Origin of the sequence: Lysobacter sp. M15 (assembly GCF_022662515.1) — a bacterium.
GTDB lineage: Bacteria > Pseudomonadota > Gammaproteobacteria > Xanthomonadales > Xanthomonadaceae > JAKPBU01.
Genome location: NZ_JAKPBV010000016.1, coordinates 74,579 through 98,139, shown reverse-complemented (window position 1 = coordinate 98,139; position 23,561 = coordinate 74,579). Strand labels below are relative to the sequence as shown.

25 protein-coding genes are annotated in these 23,561 nt (G+C 68.4%); all 25 read right to left on the bottom strand.

The annotated features are described in order from the left end of the window. The 25 genes from msrB to MC380_RS17100 all read right to left on the bottom strand — a co-directional run bounded on the left by msrB (position 1) and on the right by MC380_RS17100 (position 23,558). Entirely contained in the window at positions 1-546 is a 546-nt protein-coding gene (gene msrB, locus MC380_RS17220; RefSeq protein ID WP_242101499.1) for a peptide-methionine (R)-S-oxide reductase MsrB, read from the bottom strand. A gap of 172 nt (positions 547-718) precedes the next feature. After that, complete coding sequence (locus tag MC380_RS17215; RefSeq protein WP_242166247.1) at positions 719-1,132, bottom strand: MauE/DoxX family redox-associated membrane protein; 414 nt, start codon at positions 1,130-1,132, stop codon at positions 719-721. Between the two features lie 14 nt (positions 1,133-1,146). Continuing rightward, positions 1,147-1,677 carry an arsenate reductase ArsC gene (locus MC380_RS17210; RefSeq protein WP_242166245.1) on the bottom strand — a complete coding sequence of 177 codons (531 nt, stop codon included), beginning with the start codon at positions 1,675-1,677 and terminating at the stop codon, positions 1,147-1,149. 8 nt (positions 1,678-1,685) lie between these two features. Then, the gene (gene arsS, locus MC380_RS17205; protein WP_242166240.1) at positions 1,686-2,642 is read right to left on the bottom strand and encodes an arsenosugar biosynthesis radical SAM (seleno)protein ArsS; all 957 of its coding nucleotides are present in this window, start codon (positions 2,640-2,642) and stop codon (positions 1,686-1,688) included. 6 nt (positions 2,643-2,648) lie between these two features. Next, positions 2,649-3,473, bottom strand: coding sequence for a sterol desaturase family protein (locus tag MC380_RS17200; protein WP_242101495.1), 825 nt, complete (start codon positions 3,471-3,473; stop codon positions 2,649-2,651). After that, a complete protein-coding gene (locus MC380_RS17195; RefSeq protein ID WP_242166232.1) occupies positions 3,470-4,159 on the bottom strand; it encodes a DUF2064 domain-containing protein in 690 nt (229 codons plus the stop codon). Before MC380_RS17195 ends, MC380_RS17200 begins: the two co-directional genes overlap by 4 nt. Next, the gene (locus tag MC380_RS17190) at positions 4,156-4,827 is read right to left on the bottom strand and encodes a glycosyltransferase (protein ID WP_242166229.1); all 672 of its coding nucleotides are present in this window, start codon (positions 4,825-4,827) and stop codon (positions 4,156-4,158) included. The genes MC380_RS17195 and MC380_RS17190 overlap by 4 nt, the downstream gene beginning before the upstream one ends. A 5-nt stretch (positions 4,828-4,832) precedes the next feature. Further along, positions 4,833-5,876 carry a methyltransferase domain-containing protein gene (locus MC380_RS17185; RefSeq protein WP_242166225.1) on the bottom strand — a complete coding sequence of 348 codons (1,044 nt, stop codon included), beginning with the start codon at positions 5,874-5,876 and terminating at the stop codon, positions 4,833-4,835. 15 nt (positions 5,877-5,891) lie between these two features. Then, on the bottom strand, positions 5,892-6,986 hold the full coding sequence (locus MC380_RS17180; protein ID WP_242166223.1) for an inorganic phosphate transporter: 1,095 nt from the start codon (positions 6,984-6,986) through the stop codon (positions 5,892-5,894). Between the two features lie 4 nt (positions 6,987-6,990). After that, positions 6,991-9,132, bottom strand: a complete 2,142-nt coding sequence (locus tag MC380_RS17175) for an FAD-dependent oxidoreductase (protein WP_242166221.1) — start codon at positions 9,130-9,132, stop codon at positions 6,991-6,993. A 175-nt stretch (positions 9,133-9,307) separates the two neighbouring features. Beyond that, on the bottom strand, positions 9,308-9,970 hold the full coding sequence (locus MC380_RS17170; RefSeq protein WP_242101489.1) for an NrsF family protein: 663 nt from the start codon (positions 9,968-9,970) through the stop codon (positions 9,308-9,310). Continuing rightward, complete coding sequence (locus MC380_RS17165) at positions 9,967-10,584, bottom strand: sigma-70 family RNA polymerase sigma factor (RefSeq protein ID WP_242166219.1); 618 nt, start codon at positions 10,582-10,584, stop codon at positions 9,967-9,969. The genes MC380_RS17170 and MC380_RS17165 overlap by 4 nt, the downstream gene beginning before the upstream one ends. Positions 10,585-11,128: 544 nt before the next feature. Further along, complete coding sequence (locus MC380_RS17160; protein WP_242166217.1) at positions 11,129-12,034, bottom strand: universal stress protein; 906 nt, start codon at positions 12,032-12,034, stop codon at positions 11,129-11,131. Positions 12,035-12,264: 230 nt separating this feature from the next. Then, positions 12,265-13,095 carry an alpha/beta hydrolase gene (locus tag MC380_RS17155; protein WP_242166215.1) on the bottom strand — a complete coding sequence of 277 codons (831 nt, stop codon included), beginning with the start codon at positions 13,093-13,095 and terminating at the stop codon, positions 12,265-12,267. Positions 13,096-13,396: 301 nt separating this feature from the next. Continuing rightward, positions 13,397-14,692 (bottom strand): phosphoribosylamine--glycine ligase, encoded by a 1,296-nt coding sequence (gene purD / locus MC380_RS17150; RefSeq protein WP_242166213.1) that lies wholly within the window; start codon positions 14,690-14,692, stop codon positions 13,397-13,399. Then, positions 14,689-15,213 carry a GNAT family N-acetyltransferase gene (locus tag MC380_RS17145; RefSeq protein WP_242101484.1) on the bottom strand — a complete coding sequence of 175 codons (525 nt, stop codon included), beginning with the start codon at positions 15,211-15,213 and terminating at the stop codon, positions 14,689-14,691. Before MC380_RS17145 ends, purD begins: the two co-directional genes overlap by 4 nt. Next, positions 15,206-15,706 (bottom strand): N-acetyltransferase, encoded by a 501-nt coding sequence (locus tag MC380_RS17140; RefSeq protein ID WP_242101483.1) that lies wholly within the window; start codon positions 15,704-15,706, stop codon positions 15,206-15,208. Before MC380_RS17140 ends, MC380_RS17145 begins: the two co-directional genes overlap by 8 nt. Positions 15,707-15,725: 19 nt before the next feature. Beyond that, complete coding sequence (gene purH, locus MC380_RS17135) at positions 15,726-17,312, bottom strand: bifunctional phosphoribosylaminoimidazolecarboxamide formyltransferase/IMP cyclohydrolase (protein WP_242166211.1); 1,587 nt, start codon at positions 17,310-17,312, stop codon at positions 15,726-15,728. 87 nt (positions 17,313-17,399) lie between these two features. Beyond that, positions 17,400-17,663, bottom strand: a complete 264-nt coding sequence (gene fis, locus MC380_RS17130; RefSeq protein WP_242101481.1) for a DNA-binding transcriptional regulator Fis — start codon at positions 17,661-17,663, stop codon at positions 17,400-17,402. 107 nt (positions 17,664-17,770) lie between these two features. After that, positions 17,771-19,354, bottom strand: coding sequence for a DUF3426 domain-containing protein (locus MC380_RS17125; RefSeq protein ID WP_242166209.1), 1,584 nt, complete (start codon positions 19,352-19,354; stop codon positions 17,771-17,773). Between the two features lie 5 nt (positions 19,355-19,359). Then, positions 19,360-20,310 (bottom strand): 50S ribosomal protein L11 methyltransferase, encoded by a 951-nt coding sequence (prmA, locus tag MC380_RS17120; protein ID WP_242101479.1) that lies wholly within the window; start codon positions 20,308-20,310, stop codon positions 19,360-19,362. Between the two features lie 95 nt (positions 20,311-20,405). Then, a complete protein-coding gene (gene accC, locus MC380_RS17115; protein WP_242101478.1) occupies positions 20,406-21,773 on the bottom strand; it encodes an acetyl-CoA carboxylase biotin carboxylase subunit in 1,368 nt (455 codons plus the stop codon). 45 nt (positions 21,774-21,818) lie between these two features. Beyond that, the gene (gene accB, locus MC380_RS17110) at positions 21,819-22,301 is read right to left on the bottom strand and encodes an acetyl-CoA carboxylase biotin carboxyl carrier protein (RefSeq protein WP_242166207.1); all 483 of its coding nucleotides are present in this window, start codon (positions 22,299-22,301) and stop codon (positions 21,819-21,821) included. 20 nt (positions 22,302-22,321) lie between these two features. Then, positions 22,322-22,804 (bottom strand): type II 3-dehydroquinate dehydratase, encoded by a 483-nt coding sequence (aroQ, locus tag MC380_RS17105; protein WP_242166328.1) that lies wholly within the window; start codon positions 22,802-22,804, stop codon positions 22,322-22,324. 151 nt (positions 22,805-22,955) lie between these two features. Then, positions 22,956-23,558, bottom strand: a complete 603-nt coding sequence (locus tag MC380_RS17100) for a TlpA disulfide reductase family protein (RefSeq protein ID WP_242166205.1) — start codon at positions 23,556-23,558, stop codon at positions 22,956-22,958. Positions 23,559-23,561: the final 3 nt, after the last annotated feature.

The following is a 23,561-nucleotide window of genomic DNA, read 5'->3' as shown; positions in this document are numbered from 1 at the left end:
TCAGCTCCTCAAGGCGGGCAGCGGCTGGCCCCTGGGCACGAACACGAGTGCCACGCCGTTGTTGCACCAGCGCTCACCGCGCGGCGGTGGGCCGTCGTCGAAGACATGGCCCTGGTGCCCGCCGCAGCGTGCGCAGTGGTATTCGGTGCGCGGCAGGATGAGCTTGAAATCCTTCTTGGTGCCGATATGGCCGGCGATCGGCTGGGTGAAGCTGGGCCAGCCGGTTCCGCTGTCGAACTTGTGCGCGCTGTCGAACAGGGGCAGGTGGCAGGCAGCGCAGACGAAGGTGCCGTCGCGCTTCTCCTTGTCCAGCGGACTGCTGAAGGATGGCTCGGTGTCCTCTTCGAACAGCACGCGGTAGGCGGCCGGGCTGACCTGGTCGCGCCAGGCTGCGGCGGGCTTGTTCAGGCGCGCGATCTTCGACGATGCAGTCTTCGCGTCGGGCGCGGCTGCCGCTGCGCCGGTGTCGGGAGCGCGCGAGCAGGCCGGTAGCCACGGGAGCGCGGCCAGCGCGGTGAGGGTGTGCAATGCATTACGACGGTTCATGGGAAGACTCCGGCTACAAGAAGAGGAACTTTGTAGGAGCGCCTCTTAGTTGCGACGCCTTGTGCGTGCATCAGGGTCCGGTCGCGCCTAAGAGGCGCTCCTACAGAAGCCCCGGGGTGCGAATGGCGCGTGCGTGCCGGGCGACGGTTTGCGCGATCTGGCGATGACGGCGTCATGCCGGCTTGCCGGCCACCCACAGGCGATCCTGGTCGCGCAACAGGAACAAGGTCAGGCACGCCGCGAGCATCGGCCAGGCGGCGAAGAACAGGATGTTGGGGCCCTCGTACGGCGCCAGGTACTGGCGCCAGGACACGAAGGTGGACGCGGCGTGCAGCAGCAGGATCGCACCATAGGTCCAGGTGCGGGCGACACCCGCCAGGAACGCCAGCACCAGCAACAACTGCACGACACCCAGGCCGACGACGATGCCCTCGCCGACGCCGGGCATGCCATAGAAGCCGGCGAACACGCTGCTGGAATGTTCCGGCCGCACCAGCTTGTCCACGGCCCAGACCAGCATCACCGCGGCTACGCTCACGCGCAGCGCGAGCAGCGAAATTTCGAGCTTTCGGGTTGGCGAAGACATCGGGTTTCTCCAGGTCAGGTGACGGGTTCGAGCGCGGCCGGCCGGGTGTCCTGGGCGATTGCGGCCAGCGCGATGCCGATCGCTGCGGCGTCCATCGCATCCAGCGGCAGCACGAGCAGGCGCTGGATGCGATCGGCGATCAGTTCGGCGGTTTGCTGGAAGGCGCGCGCGGTTGCATGCGCGCCGCCACGGGTGGAAGTAGGATCCGGGCAGGCCCAGTGCGTCGGCACCGGAGTTCCCGGCCACACCGGGCAGATCTCGTGCGCCGCGTTGTCGCAGACGGTGATGACCAGGTCCATGGGCACCGCATCTGGTCCGATGAACTCCTCCCAGGACTTGCTGCGCAGACCGTCGACGCGGCAGCCGAGGCGTTGCAGGGTGGCCAGCGCGTGCGGATTGACCGTGCCCGAGGGCTGGCTGCCGGCGCTGTAGCCCTGCAGCCGCCCTTGTCCGAGGTGTGTGGCCAGCGCTTCGGCCAGGATGCTGCGCGCCGAGTTGTGCGTGCACAGGAACAGTACGCGCCACGTGCGGTTCGACGTCGGCATTGCGGCATTCATGTGAGTGCGCCTCCGCAGCTGGAGCCCTGGCCGGCGGTGCAGCCGTAGCAGTGCCCTGCGACAGCAATCCGGCGCGGCATGTCGTGGTCGAGCAGGTCGCGCAGGTGGGTCGGTTGCTCGCGCCCGGCCAGCGGCAGCTTGAACATCTGGTTGAAGTCGCAGTCGTAGAGCTGGCCGTCGTAGCCCACGCTCAGGGTCGAGCGACACATGACCGACGCCAGGTTTTCCTCGCGATGCGCGTTGCGCAGCGTGTCCATGTAGCCCTGGAACTGGCCCTTGGACAGCAGCCAGGAACCGAAGCGCTGGATCGGCATGTTCGCCAGCGCGTACAGGCGGTGGAAGACGATGCCGAAATTCTCGCCGAGCAGGCGGTGGTAGTCGCGCTCCAGCGCGTCCTGGGCCGGCGGCAGGAATGCGCCGTTGGGGTTGTAGACCAGGTTGAGCTGCAGCGGGCTGCCGGGCTGGCCGTAGCCGAGCGCGTTGAGTGTCCGCAGCGCGCGGATCGAACTTTCGAATACGCCGTCGCCGCGTTGCTCATCGACGTTGTCCTGGCTGTAGCAGGGCAGCGATGCGACGACTTCGACTTTATGGCGTGCGAGGAAGCCGCCGACCCAGTCGTAGCCGGGCTCTTCCATGATGGTCGGGTTGAGCCGGTCCATCACGTGCAGGCCCGCGGATTTCGCCTGCTCGACCAGCCAGCGGAACCGCGGGTTCATTTCCGGCGAGCCGCCGGTGAGGTCGAGGTTCTGGACCTGCAGGCGTTCGGCCACGGTGAGCGCCAGCTGCATCGTGGCCTGGTCCATGGCCTCGGTCCGGCGCGGGCTCGCGTTGACGTGGCAGTGGATGCAGCTCAGGTTGCAGCGGTAGCCGAGGTTGAGCTGCAGCGTGGTGACCGCGCCGCGCTCGATCTCGGGGAAGTCGCTGTCTTTCAGCAGGGGCCAGGTGTCGTGCATGGGGGTCTATTGCCGGTGGGCGGGAAGGCGGGTGTCGCGGGCCAGCGGCTGCCGCAGCAGCGCGATCAGCGTCTGCTCCTGCGAGTCGCGGAACTGGTCGAGGCCGATCGTCATGCCGCGGTGGCCGTCGCGCGGCTGTTCGACGCGCGAGCAGAACAGCCGGTCCCACAGCGAGAGGATGTTGCCGTAGTTGCTGTCGGTCTCGTCCCGGTGCACCGAGTGGTGCACGCGGTGCCAGTCCGGCGTCACCAGCACGCGCCGCAGCTGCCGGTCCCAGGCATGCGGGATGGCGATGTCGGCGTGGGTCAGCAGCGCGAACCCGGCGAGCAGGATTTCGTACACCGCCACCGCAGCCACGGACGGCCCGAGCGCGGCGATGACGGCAAACTTGTAGAGCATCGACAGCAGTATCTCCGCCGGGTGGAAGCGCAGGCCCAGCGTCACCTCGAACTGCAGGTCGCTGTGATGGACGCGATGGATGCGCCACAGCGGCGGCACCACGTGGAACCAGCGGTGCTGCCAGTAGATCGCCAGATCCAGGGCCACGATCGCGACCGCGAATTCCAGCGCCGCGGGCATATCGACCATGGCCAGCAGGCCGATGCCGCGACTCGTCATCTGCCAGGCGAACGTCACCGCGGTGAGCGGCAGGATCAGGTAGACAAGCAGCGTCGACACCGCCGCCAGGCCGAGGTTGCGCCAGCGCCGCCCGCGTACCGGCGCTTCGCCGCGCGTGGGCCACGCGCGCTGACACAACAGCAGCGCCAGCAGCAGGGCGGCGACGACCAGCAACCTGGTGGGGCCGGCATGCGCGAGCCACCAGGCGTTCATGTGCTGGCCTCCGCGATGTCGGACAGCGCCTCGAGTTCGCCTATCAGCCGCAGTTGCGCCGGGGTCGGCGCGGCGAGTGCCGCCAGGCCGGTGCGCACGTGGGGGAGGTCGTCCACGGTGTCGAGGTCGTGCAGCGTTTCCAGTTCGAGCCAGGCGCCGGTTCCGTGCATGGCGTGCATGAACTGCGCCGCGGTATCCGGCGCGCTGTAGCGCACGCCGGTCCACGCGTCGTCGTGCAGCGACGCGTTGCCGCCGAACAGCCAGAAGCCGCCGTCGGCGGCGCGGCCGATCGCCAGGCGCGACTCGACGCCGGACAACCAAACTGCCGCCCGCTGCAGTGCGTGCGCGGTCAGCTGCGGCGCATCGGCGCCGATCAGGATCGCCGCGTGATGGGCTTGACGCAGCCGCGCGTAGACCTGCGCCATGCGCTCGCCCAGGGAACCGATGCCTTGCGGCAGCTGCGGCAGGTCGGTCCATGCCTCGACAGTAAGCGCGGCGTCTTCCGCCACCGCCCAGTACGGCTCGATACCGCCCTGGTCGCGCGTCTGCATCGCCACCGAGGCCACGGCTTGTGCCGACGACAGGTACAGCGCCTCCGCGCGACGACGCCCGATCCCCGGCCACAGCCGCGTCTTCACCGGCGACAGCGACGGCGTCTTGACGAAGATGGCAATGCCGCAGCTCATGACACCTGCTCCGGACGGGAGAAACGCCGCGCCTGCTGCGCAGTCGCGCGCACGTGGTCGCGCGTGGTGGCCCACCAGCCGCGTTGCGCGTACTTGCGCGCACTGGTGTAGACCGGCGCGCGCAACGCGCGCAGCGGAATGTCGAGCGCGCGTGCCGCCCAGATCGCAGCGTGGTCCTCGCCTGCGCCGACATGCTCGTCGAAGCCGCCGATGGCGTCGTACACGCGCCGCGGCATCAGCAGGCCCTGGTCGCCGAACGGCAGCCCGAGCAGGCGGCTGCGCATATGCGCTCCCAACGCGTTGAGGAACATCAGGCGCGGACCATCGTGCAGGAAGCGCAGGTCGAAGTAGCCGATAGCGGTTTCGTCGGCTTCGACGAAGCGATGCAAGGCGTCGAGGGTCGAAGCCACGATCCGGGAATCGGCGTGCAGGAACCACAGCCAGTCCGCATTCATTCGGGCTGCGCCGGCGTTGAGCTGGCGAGCGCGCCCGGCGGCGGAGCGGATCACGGTGACGTTTGCCGGCAACGCGCCCATGACCTCGTCATCGCCTTGCGCCAGCACGAGCATGACCTCGCGCGGCCGCGCAGCGGCCAGCTGCGGCAGCAAGCCCTCCCAGGCGCGATCGCCGGGACCGGCAGGGACGACGATGGCGAGACTCGGGCTCATGGACTTCAGCAGCAGGCGCCGGCGGCGGCGGTCGCAGTCGTCGGCCCGGTACCGCAATCGAACAGGCCGAAATGGACGCGCTTGTCCCCATGCAGGTCGAAGTGCGCCGCGTAGCGCGACTGCGCCAGCATGTCGAAAGTGTTGCCGCACACCAGCATGGGTTTTCCTGTCTCGAAGCGATGGTGGTCGTCGAGCACGAAGGCGTGCGGCAGGCCCGCGATGCTGCCGCGATAGGTGGCGAGCTGGCCGTAATCCTCGCAGCGATCCTCCAGCGGCAGGCGGAACGCGCGCATCGTCATCGAGCGGAATCCGACCATGCCGATCCGGGCCTCGATCTGCGGGTCGAGCAGCGGGATCGGCGACTGGCTGACGCAGCGCGCGTCGGCGCAACCCAGTCGATCGAGCATGCGGCGGAAGTCCTCGACGTACAGCGCTCCGGCCAGGCATTCGCCCAGCAGGACCGGATCGCTGCGCAACGCGTCGGGGATGCGGCGGTCGGCGAACACATCGGAGAAATACAGTTCGCCGCCGGGCTTGAGCACGCGGAAGATCTCCGCGAATACATGTTCCTTCTCGGGCGACAGGTTGAGCACGCAGTTGGACACGACCACGTCGACGCTGGCGTCGGCGATGCCGCAGTCCGCGAGCCGCTCGATGTAGCCCTCGACGAAGCGCACGTTGGATTGCGCATGGCCGTAGCGCTGCGCGTGCCACGCCTGGTGGCGGGTGGCGACCTGCAGTTGTTCCGGCGTCATGTCGACACCGATGACGCTGCCGGGTTCGCCCACCAGGCGCGACAGCAGGTAGACGTCGCGCCCGGTGCCGCAGCCCAGATCCAGCACGGTCCGGCCTTCCAGCGCCGGCGGCAGCGGCGAGCCGCAGCCGTAGAAACGGTCCTTCACTTCCGGATGCACATCCTCGAGCAGTGCACGCAGCGCCGCCGGCATGGCCTCCGCCGGACAGCAGGCGCCGGTGCGCAGGTCGCGCGTGGACTGGAGCACGTCGCCGTAGTAGTGGCGGACATCATCGTGAATGGTGTGCAGGTTCATTGGGTCACCAGGAAATCAACGCAGAAGGAGTCCGAAGCCGAAGGCGAGCACGCTCGCAAGCGGCAATGTGACGCACCAGGCCAGCAGGATCCGGCGGATCACCTCGGCGTGGCCGCTGCCGTTGCCCGCGGCGATGCCGAACAGCGCGCCGGTGCTCACGTGCGTGGTCGATACGGGCAGGCCGAAGCGCGATGCGCCCATGACCAGGGCGGTCGTGACCAGGTTGCCGCTGAGGCCTTCGCCGGCATCCATCCGGGTCACCTTATGCGCGAGAGTGTCTGACACCCGGCGCGACGCCAGCAGGCCGCCCAGCGCCATGGCCGTCACCACGGTGATCGAGGCCGTCCCGATCCCCAGTCCGCCGCCGCCAGCGACCATCAGCGCCGCGATCTTCGGCGTGTCGTTCAAACCGCGCGCGAAACTGACCGCAGCCGCGCTGCCCAGGTGCGCGCGGTCCAGCCACACACGAACCGGAAGCGAGGCGATCGCCCGGCCGGGCGCTGGCGCGCATGCCCTAGCGCCCGCGGTGGCGAAGGTGATCGTGGTGCGCGCGGCGGCCAGCGCCGGGCTGTCGGTCACCATCTGGATGTCGGCGCACACGCAGGGATCGTTTTGCGCCGGCCGCGCCCGCAGGTGTCGCACCGCCGGCACCAGCACCAGCGCCAGCAGCAAGGCCAGCAGCGGCGAAATCAGCAGCGGTAGCAGCATCGCCTTCGTGGCGACTACCCAGCCGACCTGTTGTGGCACCACGGCGACACCGGCGCCCAGCAAGCCGCCGAGCAGGGCGTGGGTGGTGGAGACGGGCATGCCGGTCCACGTCGCCAGCCACACGGTCATCGCCGCACCGCTCGCGACCGCAAGCAGGAACGGGAGCGAGGCGGTGATCTCATCCGGCACGATGTCCTTGCCGCTGAACGCCATCAGCAGGCCATTGGCCAGGTAGATCGACGCCACGCCGCCCACCGCGGTGGCGAGCGTGGCGAACGCGATGGCGCCGCGATGACCCACGATCCCTGAGCCGACGAGGGTCGCCGCGCCCTTGATGTTGTCGTTCGCGCCGTTGGCGGCGGCGAGCACCAGGGTGACCAGCACGAGCAGGATCAGTGCCATGCGATCAGCCCCGTCGCCACGCGAAGTAACGCGCGGCGAATTGCAGCAGGCCCTGCGGTGCGTTCGCGCGCTTCCACGCGCCGGCGGCGTACTTGTTGGCCTCGCTTAGCGTGGGATAGATGTGGATCGTGCCGAGCAGCTTGTTGAGGCCCAGGCCGTGCTTCATCGCCAGCACGAACTCGGCGAGCAGGTCGCCGGCGTGTTCGCCGACGATGGTCGCGCCGAGGATGCGATCCTTGCCCGGCGGCGTGAGCACCTTGACGAAGCCGTGGTCCGCCGAATCGGCGATCGCGCGGTCGAGATCGTCCAGTCCGTATCTGGTCACTTCCACTGCGATGCCCTGCGCCCTGGCCTCGTCTTCCGACAGGCCCACGCGCGCCACTTCCGGATCGGTGAACGTCGCCCACGGGATCACGCGGTAGTCGGCCTTGAAGCGCCACAGTGGTGACAGCAGCGCGTTGATCGAGGCGTACCACGCCTGGTGTGCGCAGACGTGGGTGAACTGGTAGGGGCCGGTGACATCGCCGGCCACCAGGATGTTGGGGAAGCTGGTCTGCAAAAACGGGTCGGCTTCCACCGTGCCGTTCTTCCGGATCTCGACGCCGAGCTCCTGCAGGCCGAAGCCTTCCACGTTCGCCTTGCGGCCCAGCGCCAGCAGCAGGCGGTCGAAGGGCAGGGCGACTTCCTCGCCGTCTTTCGCGCAGACCAGGCAATCGCCCTCGCCGTCGCGCTCGACCCGCAGCGCCTTGCAGCCGGTCATCACCCGTACGCCTTCGGCGCGAAAGCGCGACGCGACCTCGGCCGCGGCGTCGGCGTCCTCGCGCGGCAGCAGGCGCGGCGCCATTTCCACCTGGGTCACCTCGCTGCCCAGGCGCGCGAAGGCCTGGCTCAGCTCACAGCCGATCGGGCCGCCGCCGAGCACGAGCAGGCGCTTTGGCAACGCCCGCAACTCCCACAGGTTCTCCGAAGTGAGGTACGCGACGCTATCGAGACCGGGGATGCTGGGAACCAGCGGTCGCGCGCCCGTGGCGATGATCAGGCTGCGCGCGCTCAGGCGCTTGCCGCCGACTTCGACTTCCCACGGCGACACGATCCGCGCCTCGCCGGTGATGACCTCGACGCCAAGGTTTGTGTAGCGCTCCACCGAGTCGTGCGGCTCGATCTTGCGGATGACCTCGTGCACGCGCGCCATGACCTGGGCGAAGTCCATCTGGACATCGACCCTGGCGATGCCGTAGCGCCCGGCGTTGCGCGCATCGGCCATCAGCCGCGCGCTGCGCAACAGCGCCTTCGACGGCACGCAGCCGGTGTTGAGGCAGTCGCCGCCCATGCGGTCGCGCTCGATCAACGCCACCTTGGCGCGCGCGGTCGCGGCGATGTAGGCCGACACCAGCCCGGCCGATCCGGCGCCGATGACGATCAGGTTGTAGTCGAAGCGGCGCGGGCGCGTGTGCCCGCGGTACACGCGCCGCGCCGCCAGCCAGCGCGTAAACCCGCGCATGATCAGCGGCAGGAAGCCCAGCAGCGCGAACGCGCCGATCAGCCCCGGCGACAGGATGTCGGACGGCTCGCGGATGCGCGCCAGCTGGGTGCCGGCATACACGTAGGCGATGGTGCCGGGCAGCATGCCGACCTGGCTGACCCAGTAGAAGGTTCGCGTCTTCAGCGCCGTCAACCCCGCCAGCAGGTTGATCACGAAGAACGGGAACACCGGCACCAGGCGCAGGGTGAACAGGTAGTACGCGCCGTTGCGCGCGATGCCCTCGTCGAAGGTGCGCAGGCGCTCGCCGTACTTGTCGCGCAGCGCGTCGCGGAACACGAAGCGCGAGGCGAGGAAGGCGAGCGTGGCGCCGATCGAACTGGCGAACGAGGCCAGCAGTGTGCCTTCGAGCAGGCCGAACAGCGCGCCACCGGCGAGCGTGAGCACGGCCGCGCCCGGGAGCGACAAGCCGGTCACCACGACATACAACACGAAGAATGCGCCGGCTGCATACCACGGATTGGCCGCCGTCCACGCCTGCAGCGAATCCTGCCGCGCCTTCAGCGCTTCCAGGCTGAGCTCGCCCAGCAGCCCGCTGCGCCACAGCGCGAAAGCGGCAACGACCAGCACGACGGCGAAGATCAGGCGGGTTCTCGAACGGGACATGCGTTTCCTTCGTAGGAAAGTGGAGGACTTTCGTCATTCCAGCGAAGCGCTTTGCAACAGCGAGGCTGGTCAGCCGCAATCCATTGATATTGCGATTTCAGGAACGAGGTCGGTGTGGACTCCAGCTTCCGCTGGAGTGACGACTTACTTCCTTCGGGCAGCGGACAAAAACAGATCAGCGCCGCGCGTGCCCGATCCACGAGAACAGCGGGCGGCCGAACAGCAGGCACAGCAGCGACAGCAGCGCCACTGCGCCCAGGTGCCAGACCAGCACCATCAGTGCGCTCTCGTGGCCGTGAATGAGGGTGACGCCCGCGGCCGACAGCGCCGCGGCGCTCAGCGCCGCCAGCATCGCGGTCGCCCTGGGCCGGACCACGCCGGCATGGCGCACCATCAGCAGCAGCACCAGGCCCAGCGGCACGCCGGTCATGGTGATCGCCAGGGCGCAATGCCAGCTGCTGAGCTGGAAGAGGAAGGCGTCGCTGCCGATGCGGGCGAGATCGCGCAGGCAGCCCCAGCCCAGCCCGCTGAGCCACAACAGCAGGGTCGGCACCGGCAGCCAGGCCCAGGCCGGCGAACGGCCAGGCACGCTGATCTGGAACACGGCATAGGCGGCGAGAATCCCGGTCAGCACGCTGGCGACCCATTCGATCAGCGCCGGCGCGGCGGCGAGCTCGGCGGCCAGCCCCGGACGCAGGCCGATGGCGGCGGCGATCAGCGCGACGATGGCACTCGCCATCGCGATCCACAACGCCGTGCGCCGCATCGGCGACGCGAGCGGCCGCACGGGTTTGGCGCGCGCTGCCAGCTGTTCGATCAGGATGTTGGTATCAGTCATGGTCCTGCCCCCTTGCTGCCGAGGGTCCGCTGCAACGTCTTCAGCGCCCGATGGCAAGCCACTTTCAAGGATCCGACGCTCTGCCGGCTCTGCGCCGAAGCCTCGCCCAGCGACATCTCGCCCAGGTGCACGAGGCGGATCGCTTCCTGCTGTTTCGGCGACAGGCCGGCGACCGCATCGCGCACGCTGCGCGCGTCGTGCAGGCGCGCGGTGGTTTCGTCCGGCGTCGACGCGGCTTCCTGCAGATGATCCAGATCCTCGTCCGTGGTGAATTCGTGTTGGAACCGGCGCGCGCGGCGCCGCAGCAGGTCGATGCAGCGGCGCGTCGCGATCGTGCTCAGCCACGGCTTGAACGGACGCCCGCGCTCGTAGGTGTGGCGGATGTCATGCACGACCAGCAGGATTTCCTGCACCGCATCTTCCGCATCGTCGCCGCGACCGAGGTAGCGCTGGGCGATGGCGCGCAGGTAGGGCGTGATCCCGACCAGCAGCGCGTGGTACGCGTCGCGATCGCCGTCCTGGGCGCTGACCATCCACGCGCCCCAGGCTTCCCCGCTGTCCCGCGTCTGCCCGGACGGGCCCGCGGGGGTAGCCGATACGCTGCGCAGGGGCATGGGAGTCGCCTGCTCCGGTTTCGGGAAGGGAAGGATCTCGGCCATGATGCGACGGTCCGATGCGATCACCAAGCGCGCGCGTGCCTAGGCACGCACACGACGCGCAACCAGATGGTCCAGCGACACCCCGACCGGACGCCGGGCCAAACCCGGCGCAGCAACGAGGGCCAAGGCGGGAACCGCGGACCGGAAACGGGTCGTCATGGAAGTTCTCCTGGGAATGGGTAGTAGCGAGGCCGACGAACCGCGTATGGCAGTCCGGGCGCCGCTCGCATCAGGAGACTTCGCGCGAGGGGACGAATGGTTACATCAAGCCGAAAGAAAAACGGACGCAGCTGCCGACCGCGGGACGACAGCGCCTCGGAGTACTGACTGGTTGATTGAGAAGATGCCTGGGGCGCATGGCTTTGCGAACGGCCCGTAGCAGGCCGGCAGATCAATAGCCCGTTGTCTTTTCAGGCCGCAACTACCCACGGAGACAGCTGGCCAGGCTGGGTGTGCAGCCTCGTCCCGTGCCTGCGGCAAAGATCCGGGACCGGGGTGCTTAGCGCGAGAGCAGCACCGGCAGGCCGGCCCGCTCCAGGATGGTGCGTGTCGCGCCGCCGAGGATGAATTCGCTGATCCGCGATCGGCCCATCGCGCCAACCACCAGCATGTCGGCGTCGATCGCCTCGCAGCGCTCCAGCAGCACCGCGCCGGCGTCTTCGCCCCGGCGTTGTTCGAGCACCACGGACGCGCCCTGCCGTGCCAGGTGCGCGGCCATGTCCGCGCCCGGGTCCTCCCCGTACAGCGCCTGGATCCGGGTGTCGGGCACGACGACCAGGTGTACCGCTTCGGCCGCGGTCAGCAGCGGCATTGCATCGGCGATGGCGCGGGTGGCTTCGCGACCCCCGTTCCAGCCCACGACGATGCGGCTGGCGATCCGCTCGGGCGACCATGAATCGGGCACCAGCAGGCAGGGACGTCCCGAAGCAAAAATCATGCGCTCGGCGAGGCCAAGCGCCGTCGTCTGCGTGTTCCGGCGGGCGGGCGGACCTAGGATGGCGAGGCTTGCGTGCCGCGCGTGCAGCATCAAGGCCTCACCGGTCTCGTCATCGGAGACGCGCCATTCGCCGGTAAAGCTGCGCTGCCCCACCAGATGATCGAACTCGGAACGCGCTCTGGCCTGTGCGGCCGCCGCGTCGTCCCGATAGTCGGCCAGCATGGTGGACAGTGCGGCTCCGACCGCAAACGCCGCGTGCGGGTTGAGCGCCAGCGGCTGGGTGACGAACGTTGCGATCAGGTGCGCCTGCCAGCGCTTGGCCAGCGCCACGGCGTATGCGAGGCGTTGGCTGTCACCGCGGTGCGGCTCGATGAACACCACGAGGTCTTTGGGAGGCATGCGATCTTCCTCACGGACAGATGCGCCACTGTCGCCAGATCGAGCGTGCGGGGGATTGACCCAGATCAATCCTTCGGGTCGTTGGTGACCGCCCCTTTGCTTCCTGCGCGTCGCGCCATTGCACCGGCGTGCGGGCCGCGCAGCGAGTCGGGCAGGCGAGCGGCGACCGCCCTGGCTCCGGCGACCGTCTCCAGATATCACTCCAGGACCGCCGCCGCTGCGGGCGCCGCACGCCTTGCCCCGCGTACTGCTTGCGAAGCACCCTCCCAGGGCTTCGCGCCGGGCATGCGCGGGCAGACTCAGCTCTTGATGAAGGCGAGCAGGTCCGGGTTGATCACGTCAGCATTGGTGGTGCACATGCCGTGGGAATAGCCTTCGTAGACCTTGAGCGTGCCGTTCTTCAGCAGCTTGACCGAAAGCAGGCTGGAATCGGCGATGGGCACGATCTGGTCGTCATCGCCGTGCATGACCAGGGTGGGCACGTCGATCGCCTTGAGGTCCTCGGTGAAGTCGGTTTCGGAGAAGGCCTTGATGCCCTCGTAATGCGCCTTCGCGCTTCCGTTCATGCCTTGCCGCCACCAGTTGGCGATGACGCCCTCGTCGACCTTGGCACCAGGACGGTTGAAGCCGTAGAAGGGGCCGCTGGGAAGATCGCGGAAGAACTGCGCGCGATTGGCGGCGAGCGCGGCCCGCAGGCCATCGAACACCTCGATCGGCAGACCACCGGGGTTGGCATCGGTCTTGACCATGATCGGCGGCACGGCACTGATCAGGACCGCCTTGGCAACACGACCCTTGCCATCGCGCGCGACGTACCGCGCGACCTCGCCACCGCCCGTGGAATGGCCGATATGCACTGCGTTGCGCAGGTCGAGATGTTCCATGACGGCCGCGGCGTCGGCAGCGTAGTGATCCACGTCGTGACCATCGCTGACCTGGCTGGAGCGCCCATGCCCGCGCCGGTCGTGGGCGATGACCCGGTAGCCCTGCTCGAGGAAAAACAGCATCTGGGTATCCCAGTCGTCGCTCGAGAGCGGCCAGCCGTGGTGGAAGACGATCGGCTGGGCGGTCCTGGGGCCCCAGTCCTTGTAGAAGATATCGACGCCGTCTTGGGTGGTGATCGTGCTCATAGCCAGTTCTCCGTGGGGGGGCAGGGGCAACACCGGGCGCGCGCGAACGATCGAAGATCCTGCGCCCGGGTCGGCGCTTCATATTAGTGCGCCCTGTCGGACACGTGCAGCGGAACGGCGTCCATTCGACAACGACCTCGAATCCTGACGCCCGAGGGCATCTGGCCGGACGCGCCGACGCCAATCACCAGCGCATTGGTTCGCGCCCCAGTCCTGTCCCGTGGTTCCGGTGCTCGATCCGCTTGTCGCCCACGATCGGCGAAAGCGAATGTCCAAGGCCCGGTCGTCCGTGGGCGACGGCTTATGTAGCCGATCTGCGCTCGCGTTCGATCGCCCGCCAGCCGATGTCATGGCGGTGGAATTCGCCGTGCCAGGAAATGCCCGAAACTTCGGCATAGGCCTTGCGTTGGGCGTCCTCGACGCTGTTGCCGAGCGCGCACACGCACAGTACGCGACCGCCGGCGGTGACCGCATTGCCGTCTTCGAGCCGGGTGCCGGCGTGGAACACCTTGGTGTCGTTCACGTCGGGCACGTCGAGGCTGTTGATCGCATCGCCGATGCGCGGAGTACCGGGATAACCTTCGGCCGCCATCACCACGCCCAGCGAAGGGCGCGGATCCCAATGCGTTTCGACCCCCGCCAGCGCGCCGTCGATCGCAGCTTCCACCAGTTCCACCAGGTCGCTGCGCAGGCGCAGCATGACCGGCTGCGTTTCCGGATCGCCGAAGCGCACGTTGAATTCGATCACCTTGGGCGCGCCGCTGGCGTCGATCATCAGCCCCGCATACAGGAACCCGGTGAACGGGATGCCGTCGGCGGCCATGCCGCGCACGGTGGGTTCCACCACTTCGCGCAGTACCCGTGCATGTACCTCGGGCGTGACCACCGGTGCGGGCGAATACGCGCCCATGCCGCCGGTGTTGGGGCCGGTGTCGCCGTCGCCGACGCGCTTGTGGTCCTGGCTGGTCGCCATCGGCAGCGCGGTACGGCCGTCGACCATGGAGATGAAGCTGGCTTCCTCGCCTTCGAGAAACTCCTCGATCACCACCCGCGCGCCGGCCTCGCCGAAGGCGTTGCCCTCGAGCATGTCGCGCACCGCCGCTTCGGCCTCGGCCAGTGTGGTCGCCACGATCACGCCCTTGCCCGCGGCCAGGCCGTCGGCCTTGATCACGATCGGCGCGCCCTTGTCGCGAATGTAGGCGAGCGCCTGGTCGACATCGGTGTGCACGGCGTAGAACGCGGTGGGAATGCCGTGCCGCGCCAGGAAATCCTTCGCGAACGCCTTGCTGCCTTCCAGCTGCGCGGCCGCCGCGGTCGGGCCGAAAATGCGGTGCCCGGCGGCGCGGAACATGTCGACCACGCCGACCACCAGGGGTTGCTCGGGCCCGACCACGGTCAGGGCCACCTCTTCGCGCCGGGCCAGGTCCAGCAAGCCATCGATGTCGGTGGCCTTGATGTCGATGTTGCGGCACTTGTCCTCGCGCGCGGTCCCGGCGTTGCCGGGCGCGACCAGCACTTCGGTCACCCGCGGCGACTGCGCCAGCTTCCAGGCCAGCGCATGTTCACGACCGCCCGAGCCGATGACCAGCAGTTTCATGGCAGTGTTCCTGTCGATCCGTGGGGCGGGACGCTTGCGGCCTGCATCGAGACGCGCTTGCTGCCATCGGCGAGCCGGCGTGTGCCGACCTCATTGAAGCCGAAGCGTGCGTGGAAGGCCGCCGACGCGGGATTGGGCGGCTCGAGATTGTATTCGCACACGACCGTGCCGATGCCGGCACGGCGCGCGTGCTCGAACAGGTCGCGATACAGCCGGCTACCGAGGCCGAGGCCGGCGTGGCCGGCGTCGACCACGATCCGGTCGACATAGAGAAAGCGCGGATAGCGGGCGGCGAACCAGCGGAAATTGTCGTTGTCGTAGGCCGCGCCATCGTCCATCGCGAGCAGGAACGCGACGACCAGGCCTTCCAGCTCGACGACCCTGTGGTACGCGGCGAGCGCATCGAGCAGGCCCAGGCGCGCCACGTCCATCGCGCTGGTGGCGGTCACTTCGGCGTCGTTGAGCGCGACGATGCGCGCGAAGTCGCCGGGCAGGGCTGCGCGAAGGACGAGGTCAGCCATTGGCAAGGGAGAATGCGGGGTGATAGGACACGACGCCGCGCGGCACGGTTTCGCCGAACACAAGCGCCATGAAGTATCCCGGCGGCGCATCGGGGTACGACAGCCCTTCGACCGCATCGAAGCCGAAGCGGGCGTAATAGCCGGGTTCGCCGAGCACTACGCAGCCCAGACTGCCGGCAGTGCGCAATTCGGAGAGCGCTGCCTGCACCAATGCGGAACCGATGCCATGTCCCTGCTCGGCCGGGGCGACCGCGACCGGGCCAAGGCCGTGCCAGCCGGTTGTGCCTGCGATGGAGACGGGCGAGATGGCCACATGGCCTGCGACGCGGCCGTCGATGTCGGCCACCAGCGAAATGCTCAACGCGTCTTCGCGCCGCAGCGCTTCGACGATGCGCGATTCGGTACCGGACGCATAGGGCGCTTGCGCGAACGCGGCGTCCACGACGGCGCGGATCGCGGCGTGGTCGGCTCCGGTTTCGCTGCGGATCCACATGGTGTCGCCTGGCCCTTGCCTAATGCCGGAAGTGGCGCACGCCGGTGAAGACCATGGCCAGGCCATGTTCGTCGGCGGCGGCGATCACCTCGTTGTCGCGCATCGATCCGCCCGGCTGGATCACCGCCTTGATTCCCGCAGCAGCGGCGGCATCGATGCCGTCGCGGAACGGAAAGAATGCGTCGCTGGCCATGACCGAGCCGGGAACGACCAGGCCCGCTTCTTCGGCCTTGAGTGCCGCGATCTTCGCAGAGATGACGCGGCTCATCTGGCCGGCGCCGATGCCGATGGTGCGATGATCCTTCGCGTAGACGATCGCATTGGACTTGACGTATTTGGCCACCCGCCAGGCGAACAGCAGGTCGTCGAGCTGCGCGGGGGTGGGCGCAAGCCGCGTGACCACCTTCAGTTCTTCGCGGGCGACTTCGCGGATATCGCTGGTCTGCATCAGCAGCCCGGACCCCACGCGCCTGACGTCGATGTTGTTGCGGCCCTCGCCGTGGGGGATGCGCAGCACCCGCACATTGGCCTTCTTCCTGGCGATCTCCAGCGCGCCGTCGTCGTACTCGGGCGCGATCAGGACCTCCACGAACTGGCGGTCCAGGATCGTCTTCGCGGTGGCCGCGTCCAGTTTCGTATTGAAGGCGATGATGCCGCCGAAGGCGCTGGTCGGATCGGTGGCATAAGCCAGTTCGTACGCGTCGCCGCAGGCCGCGCCTTCGGCCACGCCGCAGGGGTTGGCGTGCTTGACGATCACGCAGGCCGCGCGCTGGAACTGGCGCACGCACTCCCAGGCTGCGTCGGCGTCGGCCAGGTTGTTGAAGCTCAGCTCCTTGCCCTGCAGCTGGGTGAAGGTGGCCAGCGTGCCCGGCACCGGCCACAGGTCGCGGTAGAACGCGCCCTGCTGGTGCGGGTTCTCGCCGTAGCGCAGATCCATCACCTTGACGAAGTTGCTGTTGTTCTGCGCCGGGAACAGCGTCTGCTTGCCGTCCTCCTGCAACGAGGACAGATAGTTGCTGATGCAGGCGTCGTAGTAGGCGACGTTGTTGAACGCGGCCACCGACAGGTCGAAACGGGTGCGCGCCGAAAGCGCGCCGTCATTGGCCTGCAACTCGGCGACGATGCCGGCGTACTGCGATGGATCGGTCGCCACCGCGACACGTGCGAAATTCTTCGCCGCCGAGCGCAGCATCGCCGGACCGCCGATGTCGATGTTCTCGATGACCTGGTCGAAGCTGCTCGCCGGGTCCATCGATACCTTGACGAAGGGATACAGATTGAGCACGAGCAGGTCGATGTTCTCGATCCCGTGCTGCGCCATCACGTCTTCGTCGATGCCGGCGCGGCCCAGCAGACCGCCGTGCACTACCGGGTGCAGCGTCTTGACCCGGCCATCCATCATTTCCGGGAAACCGGTGGCTTCGCTGACATCCCGAACCGCCAGGCCGGCCTCGCGTAGCGCCTTCGCCGTACCGCCGGTGGACAGCAGTTCCACGCCGCGCGCGGCCAGCGCCCTGGCGAATTCGATCAGCCCGTTCTTGTCGGACACGGACAGCAGGGCGCGGCGGATCTTCACCGGGTCGCCGGAGGCGGGGATTTGCGGCATGAGGAGCGGGGCAGCGAGAGGTCGCGGAATTATAGGTGACGCGGCGCCGCGAGCGATCCCCGCACAAGCCGATATGGAGGTCGGCGTCTACGAAGACAGACCGTATTCCTTGAGCTTCTTGCGCAGCGTGGCGCGGTGGATGCCGAGCATGGCCGCAGCGCGGCTCTGGTTGCCGTCGCAGTGTTCGAGCACTTCTGCAAACAGCGGGATCTCGAGTTCGCGCAGGGCGATCTCATAGAGGTTGTCGGTACCGCTGCCGTTGAGGTCGCCGATGTAGCGACGCACCGAATTCGCGACGTGCTCGCGCAGCGGCGTGCGCGAAATCTTGCTGTCGATGCGGTCGGCGTTCAACGCGGCCCCCCGGAGGAACGAACACCGCCGGGTTGCCGGCGGGGGCACAGTCTAGCGCGCCGCTTGCGCGCTTGCCATCGCCGCGCACGCCGCGATGCGTGCGGTGGTTAGTGAAAATCGAAGGTGAATGCGACCGCCTGTGGACCGGGCTCGACGATCTCCATCGAGAGTGCCGCACTCTGTCCGCTGCCGAGCTCGGATTGCGTTGGCGCGCCGCCCAGGTATTCGCTCGGGGTAAAGACCCGGGTGGCGACATCGCGTCCGTTTGCGTCGGACAGCGTCAACTGCAGCGCCGGCCAAGGCTGGGGCCAGCGCGCATCGTTGCGGATGCGTGCGCTCACGCGCAGCACGCCTGGCCTGCGCAGGGTGATGTCGCGTTCGATCACGCGGAATGCCCGCGGTTCGTGCCAGGCCGGTAGCGTGCACTGCAACACGCCGCATAGTTGCTTCAGCACTACACGCCAGCGCGCATCGCCGGCCAGTCGCGCGCGATCGGAAAGCACCAGCTGCAGGATCAGCAGCAACGACAGCGCGACGATCGCGGACCAACGCAGCGCGAGCCGCCGGCGATCAACCGCAACCGCGCCCGCTCTGGCACGCGCGAAGCTCGGTACAGCGGTCGTGCCGGGTTTGCGCCGGACCGGCTTCGGCGGCACGGCCGGTGCGGCTGCGGCGGTCGCGTCGGTGGATTGGGGAAACGTCGCCGCGGGTGTTGCGGCTGACATCGCCACGCCTTCCCCCTTCCCAGAGACCGCCGGCCCGTCGCCGTCCGGCGGTGCGGGAGGCGCGCCTTCAATGGGTTTGGCGGCCGCCAGGGAATCGGCAGCCAGTAATGGCGTCGAGGTCTTTTTGGCCGCGGTCGAGGAGGTGTCCGTTGCCCTCGCTGACGGCGACTCGTCGGCAATCCCTGCGGTGGAATCGTCGGTCATCATCGCCGCAGACGGCGCATTCGGCTCCGGGGCGATGGCGGATGGCGGTTCCGTGCCGGATTCTGGTGCCGGAAGCGGTGGCGCTGCGCCGCCTGGTTCCCCCGCCTGCGCTGGTTCCGCGGGTTGCACGTCCGCTGCGGCTGGTACAACGTCCGCCGCCGCGGCCACGGCAGGGGGCTCGGGACGTGCGGCCCGCAGTGCCGGTTGCGGCGATGTGTCGTCGGCAGCGGCCGCGCTCGCACCGAGCGGCGTGGCTGCCTCTTCGCCCTCGGGCGTCCGGACCTTCGATACGGATGTGGCCGGGCCGGCCGCCTGCATCGTGCCTGCATCGTCGCCCGCATTCGCCTGCGGGGTCATCGCTTCCGGAGCCGCATCCTGTCGTGCCAACGCCGCTGCGTCCGGCACGACGGCAGGGGGCGTCGCATCGGGCCGTGCCGATGCAGTCTCGTCCGCTACGGCGATGGGCTGCAGGTCAACCGCCGCGCCGGGTTGACGGCGCGTGTCCGCAGCCGCGGCGTCTGCTTTGCCGCGCGGAGGTTCGAGCACCGGAGACGGTGCCGATGCGGACGGTGTGGGTTCGGATACGTGACCGGCCGGGGCGGACGTCGTCGTTCCGGCGTCGTGCGCGGTCGGCGTGGTGGCGGCATCAGTCGATGCATCGTCTTCGCGCAGCCGCTGTGCGCAGTTGGGACAGCGCGACAGCGGTTGGCCGGCCTCATCCAGCGCGACCAGGAATCCGCAATAGGGACAATTGGAGAACATGCCGGCTATTCAACCACGCCGCTGGCTGCGCTCCCGACGTCATTGCGGACTCCGTCGATTCGCACCCAGTCCTCGCAGGATTCGACCTGCAGCGCATCGAACCAGCGCGCATAGCGCGCGAGCAGTTCGTCTTCCTGACCCTGCAGAATGCCCGACAGCGCGATCCGGCCGCCTAGCTGCACCCGCTCGGCCAGCGTGCCGGCGAGCGCATCGAGCGCAGATGCCAGGATGTTGGCGACGACGATGGGATAGCGCGCGCGTGGCGCGTCGTCCGGAAGAAGCGCCTGGAGCATGGGCGCGACGCCATTGCGCTGCGCGTTGTCGCGCGTGGCGATGAGCGCCTGCGGATCGTTGTCCACGCCGGTGGCCTGCGCCGCACCCAACTTGAGCGCCGCCAGCGCGAGGATGCCGCTGCCGCAGCCGAAGTCGAGCACCTCGCGCCCCTGCAGCTCGCCGGACTGCGCCAGGCCGTCGAGCCAGCGCAGGCAGAGCGCGGTCGTGGGGTGGGTGCCCGAGCCGAACGCCAGTCCCGGGTCGAGCCGTACCACCGCCGTGTCGGGCGAACTGGCCTCGGCCGGCAGGTCGTGATTCCAGGGCACGATCCAGGTGCGCGCGCCGAACCGCATCGGCTGGAACTGGTCCAGCCAGGCGCGTTCCCAGTCCTGGTCGGCCACGGTGTCGAAGCGCGCCTGCGACCAGTCGAGCTCTGGATCGAAGCTCTCTAGCGCCGCGAGCAGCATCAGCGGATCGGTGTCGGCGGCGAACAACGCCGCCAGGCGCATGTCATGCCACAGCGGGATCTCGCCCACGCCGGGCTCGAAGATCGCCTGTTCGTCGGCTGCGTCCAGGTGCGCATCCTGCAGGGTCACCGACAGCGCGCCTACATCCTCCAGCGCGCGCTCGTAGCGCGGTTGCTCGGCTTCGGTGCACGGGAGGCTGAGTTCGAGGAAGGGCATGGCGGCGTGGCGGGAAGGCGGGGAGCTGCAACGTACCCAAAGTCTGACGCGCAACGCTCTGGCAGGCGCCGCGCGCCCCGTGGCGACGGGCGTCGTCAGACGATCGAGAGCGATTTTTCCTTGCGCTCGGCCAGCCGCTTCTCGAGGTAGTGGATGTTCTGCCCGCCCTGCTGGAAGCCGCCGTCGGCCATGATCCGCTGCTGCAGGGGGATGTTGGTGCGGATACCGTCCACCACCATCTCGCTCAACGCCACCCGCATGCGCGCGATCGCGGTGTCGCGGTCGGGCCCGTGCACGATCAGCTTGCCGATCATAGAATCGTAGTTGGGCGGGACCCGGTAACCCTCGTAGATATGCGAATCCACGCGCACGCCCGGGCCGCCGGGCGCGTGGAAGTGGGCGATCAGGCCGGGCGAGGGCAGGAAGGTCTCCGGGTCTTCGGCATTGATGCGGCATTCGATCGCATGGCCTTCCAGCACTACCTCGCTCTGCTTGATCGAGAGCTTTTCGCCTGCGGCGATCATCAGCTGCTCGCGCACCAGGTCGATCCCGGTCACCAGTTCGGTCACCGGATGCTCCACCTGGATGCGGGTATTCATTTCGATGAAGTAGAAGCGGCCGTTCTCGTACAGGAATTCGAACGTGCCGGCGCCGCGGTAGCCGATGCGCTTGCACGCCTCCACGCAGACCTTGCCGATCTCCGCGCGCTGTGCGGCGGTGATGCCGGGCGCGGGCGCTTCTTCCACCACCTTCTGGTGGCGGCGCTGCATCGAGCAGTCGCGTTCGCCCAGGTGGATCGCGCCGCCCTGGCCGTCGGCGAGCACCTGGATCTCCACGTGGCGCGGATTTTCCAGGAACTTCTCCATGTAGACCATGTCATTGCCGAACGCGGCCTTGGCTTCGGTCTTGGTGGTCTGGATGGCCGTGGCCAGGTGCGCTTCGGTATGGACCACGCGCATGCCGCGTCCGCCGCCGCCGCCGGCGGCCTTGACGATCACCGGATAGCCGATCTCGCGCGCGATCTTGACGTTGGCGGCGGCATCGTCGCCCAACGGTCCGCCGCTGCCGGGCACGCAGGGCACGCCGGCCTCCTTCATCGCCCGGATCGCTTCGACCTTGTCGCCCATCAGCCGGATGGTTTCGGCCTTGGGCCCGATGAAGATGAAGCCCGACTGCTCCACGCGTTCGGCGAAGTCGGCGTTCTCGCTCAGGAACCCATAGCCCGGATGGATCGCCTGCGCGTCGGTCACCTCCGCCGCGGCGATGATCGCCGGCATGTTGAGGTAGCTCTCGCTCGATGGCGCCGGCCCGATGCAGACCGATTCGTCGGCCATCGCGACATGCTTGAGGTTGCGGTCCACGGTGGAATGCACCGCGACCGTGCGGATGCCCAGCGCGTGGCAGGCGCGCAGGATGCGCAGCGCGATCTCGCCGCGGTTGGCGATGACGACTTTATCGAGCATATGAGTTCCGTTCGTCCTGAGCGTGGCGAAGCGAAGTCGAAGGACTCATCCGATCACGAACAGCGGCTGGTCGAATTCGACCGGCTGTCCGCTCTCGCACTGGATCGCGAGCACCGTGCCGGAGATGTCGGCCTCGATCGGGTTGAACATTTTCATGGCCTCGATGATCCCCAGCGTCTCGCCGGCCTTGACCGCCTGGCCGACGCTGACGAAGGCCGGCTTGTCCGGCGCGGGCGAGGCATAGAAGGTGCCGACCATCGGCGCGCGGACGATATGGCCTTCGGGCAGGCCCGCCTCGGCCGCCGGCTTGCCCAGGCCGCCGGTCGCCGCATCGGTAGGCGAATGCATCGGCATTGCGGGGGCGGGCGCCGGCGCCGCGGCCAGATGGTGCACCACCGGCGCGGGGGCGGCGGCGCCCTGCGGGATACGGGCCAGGCGCACGGATTCCTCGCCTTCCTTGATCTCGATTTCGGCGAGGTTGGATTCCTCGAGCAGGTCGATGAGCTTTTTGATCTTGCGCAGATCCATGGGGGCTCTCTTGGGATGTGTCAGGGTGAGGTTCGCGCCTGCCCGGCGGGCGCGGCATCGGCGTGCTGGTCCAGACGCGCAAGCGCGGCTTCCAGCGCATACACATAGCTGTTGGCGCCGAAGCCGCAGACCACGCCCACGGCCAGGTCGCTGAAGTAGCTGGTATGGCGGAAGGGTTCGCGGGCGTGCGGGTTGGACAGGTGGACCTCGATGAAGGGGATCGCGACCGCCGCCAGGGCATCGCGGATCGCCACCGAGGTGTGGGTGAAGGCGGCCGGGTTGATCAGGATGAAGGCGGTGCCGTCGTCACGGGCGCTCTGGATCCGCTCGACCAGGGCGTGCTCGGCGTTGGCCTGGACGCTGCTGAGCGCGTGGCCGGCGCGCGTCGCGCGCGCGGCCAGTATTGCGTCGATCTCGGCCAGGGTCTGGCGACCATAGACCTCCGGCTCGCGGGTGCCGAGCAGGTTGAGGTTGGGGCCATGCAGGACCAGGATCTGTGCCATCTCGCCGGCGCCGCCGCCATGGATCGGAAGGGCGCGAGTCTGGACGAAGGCGGGGATGGTGTCCAGTTCGCCGAAATTCAGCCGCATTTCCGAATTTTAAGCGCTTGTTTGAGTGTGTGCTCTAGTCCACCGGGAACCCGCCGGATCGCGCTCATTCGGGGGTTTGCGCCATGGCCCGAGCCCAGCTGTCGATTTCGCCGGGCGCAAACGGGCCGATCCGCTGCTTCAGCAGCTTTCCGTCCGCCGAAAGCAGGACCGAGTAGGGCAGCACCCCCTTGGGATTGCCCAGGCGAACGCTGCTGTCGGTGGGGCCGGCCGTGTCGAGCAAGATCGGATAGCGCACCGGCACCCGTTCCAGGAAGGCGTCCACCGCGGCCTTGTCGTCGAGCGCGATGCCAACCACTTGCGCTCCGTTGCTTCCCTGTTCGGCGAAATAACGCTGCAGCTCCGGCATCTCCTCGATGCATGGCCCGCACCAGCTCGCCCAGAAGTTGATCAGCAGCGGGCGCCCCGCATAAGCGCCGGGCAGGGTGACGACCCCGCCCTTGAGCGCCTGCAGCGTGAGCGTGGGGATCGTCGTGCCGGGTCTGGCGACCGCGACACCCGCCGGCGGCTTCGGTGCGGTGACTGAAAGCGCACCCTGGAGCGCTCGTTGCCCGACTTCGGACCGGAGCAGTGGCCCCGGGCCAGTGGTGAGCAGGCTGGCGGCGACCCCGACCAGGCCCGCGCCCACGGCCACCAGCAGGATCCGCACGGT